Genomic DNA, 3477 nt, shown 5'->3' with positions numbered 1-3477 from the left:
AAGGCATTGAACAGGCGCTCAAAAAAGGCGTTAAGTTCGGCGCACGGCCTAAGCTAAAGCCCGGACAGGTCGAGGAGTTGAAAGCCAGGGTGGCCGCAGGGGAAGAAAAAAGCCGACTGGCAAAAGAGTTTGGGATCAGCAGGCCGACACTTTACAAGTTGGTCTCGTAGGCATATCTCATTAACTTAGTCTAACAATATACATATATAACATTCTGACAATAGACGAGTATACTTATCTATTGTTCTATTTGTATTTACATGCGATCATTCTACAAATGTACTTGCAACCAGTAAACTACAGAACACGCTACAGAATGTGGATGTGATGGAGGATTCGGATCAGCGTTACGCATTTATAAAGAATCCCTACGCTTACAAACAAAATTATAAAAGGTGATGACTATGTTAAAAAGTTACGAGGCTCTTTATGAAAATGGCAAATTGAATTGGTTAGGTATAACGCCCAATATCAACAAGGTGAAAGTCATCGTGGTGGTCGAAGAAAACGATGTCGGAAGCAATGCCCATCAATCCATCAAACAGCTCAAAGGCATTGCACCCAAACCGGAACAAGCCATCAGTTTGGAAGAAATGGATGCGGCGATCCAGTTGGAGGGGGCAAGGCTTTGATTGCACTGGATACCAATATTTGGATTCGTTACATTGCCCAAGATGATGAAGAGCAAGCCCAGTTGGCAACTGATTTGATTGAAAACCAATGCTCTGCTGGAAACCCAGCGTTTATCAATGAAATAACGTTATGCGAAATCGTTTGGGTATTGAAACGGGCTTACCGTTATGACAAAAAGATCATTTTGACTGTGTTAAAACAGCTTCTAAATGGCAATGAGGTCTTTATCTCCTCATATCCAGAAGCATGGGCTGCTTATTACGATTACGAAACAGGCAACGCTGATTTTTCGGATTATTTCATTGCCCAACTAAATAAAAAATATGGCTGCCCCATCACTTTTTCATTTGATAAAAAAGCCTGCCAGCACAGTAATTTTAAGTTACTGAATAGCAAAATATGTAGAACAGACGAACAATAGACAAGTATACTTGTCTATTGTTCTATTTGTATTTAAATTAGATTATTCTATAAGTATAGCTGTAGGTAAAGACATGGCAACAATCACAGTAGCAAATTTAAAAGGTGGAGTCGGAAAATCAACCACAACCATTAATTTGGCGACCGCTGCCCAAATGTCAGGCATACAAACCGCGATCATTGATGTTGACCCAGACCAACAGGCCGCAGCAAAATGGAGCGATAGCCGAACCGCCGAAAATCCTCAAGTTTATTCCGCCGTCTATTCTCGGTTACAACAATCCATAACTGAGGCCGAACGTTACGGAGCAAAACTTATATTTATCGATACAGCGGCATTTGAGCAAAAAATATTGACATCATCTATTCAGCTCGCCGATTTGGTACTTATTCCTTGCCGTCCAACGGCACAAGATGTCCAGTATCTGACCGCAACGACAGACATAGTAGCAATTCACCAAAAACCCGCAGCTATCGTGCTAAACCAGGTTGAACCACGTTTACCTGAAACAGATCAAGCCCGTACCCTTATAGCTTCGCTTGGGCTTTCCCTTTCTCCAATGCACCTTTCAAAAGCCGTTGCTTATCAACGAGCCATTGCCGCCGGATTAGGTGTTACCGAATTCGAACCAACAGGAAAAGCCGCTCAAGAAATTCTAAGTTTACTGAACTGGATAAGTAGACTGTTATACTTGTCGCCAGATATAAAAGTCGATAACATTAATAAACCTATCCATCGGAGCAGTAAGATATGAAAAAACCTGATACAAGCCTTGAAAACCTTATCCCTTCACGCATAGCTTCAAGGACAACGGATCAACCAGAATTACGCCGTCGCCAACCAAGTAGAGCTAAAACCGTAATGATCGCAGGCCATTTTGATGCCGATGTTTCATTTGCCGTACATGAGCTTTGTGGAAAACTAACACGACAAAAAGGACAGCGTGTCACCGTACAACAAGCCCTTGCCGAATCCTTAGCCGATTGGTTTACTAAACACGGTGCTACACCACCGGAAGGGTTAGATTCATTTACATCTTGATGAGTATACTTATCTATAAGTAGATTTAGGATTTCACATGAATGAAAAAGCCAATACATCCACGAGAAAAAAACAACTAACTCATCCTAAACAGGAAGACTTCAATGGACGGCAGATAGACCTATTTCAAAGCTTGCTATGCAACACAGAAACTGAACGGGACTCTCTTTCCAACGTTTTTGATCTCTGGGACAGCATACCCCGCTATATTGTCTCACGACAACAACAAGATAAATGGCGAAAAGCAGGTACATTCCCATTACTATATGAAATACCGTTCCATTATCGAGGCCGAGAACTTACAGCCACTATTCAACCTGCTGCGATAAAAGGTAAAGACGGAATCATCCAAGCGTATTTTCCTAGTGCGAATGAAGAATTAATTGAAGACGTACTACGAAAAATAGCCACTATCCAAAACAATGGCTATTACAATCAAAAAGAAAATCGCAGTGGGGTTGTTTTTACACTGCACATGGTGCGCAAAGAACTAGAAAAACGTGGTCACGGACGCACCTATAGCGAAATCAATCTCAGCCTTGAAATTATGGCACGTTCCGTCATCATAACCAGCATGGCAGATGGAAAAGATGGCGAATTCACCAGCAATAGCCTCTACTTAAATAACCTTTTCAAGGCAACAAAAAGCCGAATTGCCGAAGACCCCAACACAAAATGGTTTGCAGATTTTCACCCATTCGCAAGCCGCGCTCTTGATGAATTGACTTATCGACAATTTAACTACGCCCGACTCATGAGCCATAGAAGCCAATTAGCTAGGTGGATCAATAAGGTGTTAAGCCTGAAATATCTCAACGCCAGCTTCACTCATCCTTTTGAAATGCGATTTTCAACCATCAAGCGTGACAGCGGCCTCTTAAATGGATATACCCTACTACGCCTTGCAGTAGCTGCCGTAGATACAGCCTTCAAAGAATTACATGACTGTAAACCGTCACTTCTAGGAAATAAAACAGAAAAAAAAATAATTGAAGGTAATCGGGGGAAAATACTAGACGTAATTTATACGCTTCATCCATCCCGCGAATTCATGGCAGAAGTAAAGGCCGCCAGTAAACGACAAGCCATTGCCTCAAATTGCCCAAAACCTATAAATAAATCAAATCCTAGATTAATAAAGCAGGGAGTATAGGTTACGGGTCAGAACAAAAGGCAGGGAGTATAGGTTACGGGTCACAGGGAGTATAGGTTACGGGTCATGTTTTTTAACCTTTAAACTAGACAAAATTGAAAGTCAGACAGGGAGTATAGGTTACGGGTCAGCGAAAAAGCAGGGAGTATAGGTTACGGGTCAAATTAAAAATGGTCTATTTCCTTCCTAAAAAAGACATAGGCAGGGAGTATAGGTTACGGGTTATTTT

Annotated in this window: 6 protein-coding genes; all 6 read left to right on the top strand. The window is 41.6% G+C overall.

The features are described 5' to 3' along the window. Positions 1-5 precede the first annotated feature (5 nt). The 6 genes from AADEFJLK_RS25955 (at position 6) to AADEFJLK_RS23250 (ending at position 3248) form a co-directional block, all read left to right on the top strand. Entirely contained in the window at positions 6-170 is a 165-nt protein-coding gene (locus AADEFJLK_RS25955; RefSeq protein ID WP_282957381.1) for a helix-turn-helix domain-containing protein, read from the top strand. A 234-nt stretch (positions 171-404) separates the two neighbouring features. Then, complete coding sequence (locus AADEFJLK_RS23265; protein WP_103975991.1) at positions 405-632, top strand: hypothetical protein; 228 nt, start codon at positions 405-407, stop codon at positions 630-632. Next, complete coding sequence (locus AADEFJLK_RS23260; protein ID WP_103975990.1) at positions 629-1054, top strand: type II toxin-antitoxin system VapC family toxin; 426 nt, start codon at positions 629-631, stop codon at positions 1052-1054. Before AADEFJLK_RS23265 ends, AADEFJLK_RS23260 begins: the two co-directional genes overlap by 4 nt. Before the next feature lie 73 nt (positions 1055-1127). Then, entirely contained in the window at positions 1128-1808 is a 681-nt protein-coding gene (locus tag AADEFJLK_RS23255; RefSeq protein WP_103975989.1) for a nucleotide-binding protein, read from the top strand. Beyond that, a complete protein-coding gene (locus tag AADEFJLK_RS24230; RefSeq protein ID WP_146054732.1) occupies positions 1805-2095 on the top strand; it encodes a hypothetical protein in 291 nt (96 codons plus the stop codon). The genes AADEFJLK_RS23255 and AADEFJLK_RS24230 overlap by 4 nt, the downstream gene beginning before the upstream one ends. Before the next feature lie 37 nt (positions 2096-2132). Then, positions 2133-3248, top strand: coding sequence for a replication protein (locus AADEFJLK_RS23250; protein WP_103975988.1), 1116 nt, complete (start codon positions 2133-2135; stop codon positions 3246-3248). Positions 3249-3477 lie beyond the last annotated feature (229 nt).

Origin of the sequence: Methylovulum psychrotolerans (genome assembly GCF_002923755.1) — a bacterium.
In the GTDB taxonomy this organism is placed as follows: domain Bacteria; phylum Pseudomonadota; class Gammaproteobacteria; order Methylococcales; family Methylomonadaceae; genus Methylovulum; species Methylovulum psychrotolerans.
The sequence above is the reverse complement of the archived record's forward strand: the minus strand, read 5'-3'. Positions and strand labels throughout refer to the sequence as shown.

Excerpts from the sequence above, each read along its gene's own strand:
- AADEFJLK_RS23265 (WP_103975991.1), top strand. The coding sequence starts at position 405 with ATGTTAAAAAGTTACGAGGCTCTTTATGAAAATGGCAAATTGAATTGG.
- AADEFJLK_RS23255 (WP_103975989.1), top strand. The coding sequence starts at position 1,128 with ATGGCAACAATCACAGTAGCAAATTTAAAAGGTGGAGTCGGAAAATCA.
- AADEFJLK_RS24230 (WP_146054732.1), top strand. The coding sequence starts at position 1,805 with ATGAAAAAACCTGATACAAGCCTTGAAAACCTTATCCCTTCACGCATA.
- AADEFJLK_RS23250 (WP_103975988.1), top strand. The coding sequence starts at position 2,133 with ATGAATGAAAAAGCCAATACATCCACGAGAAAAAAACAACTAACTCAT.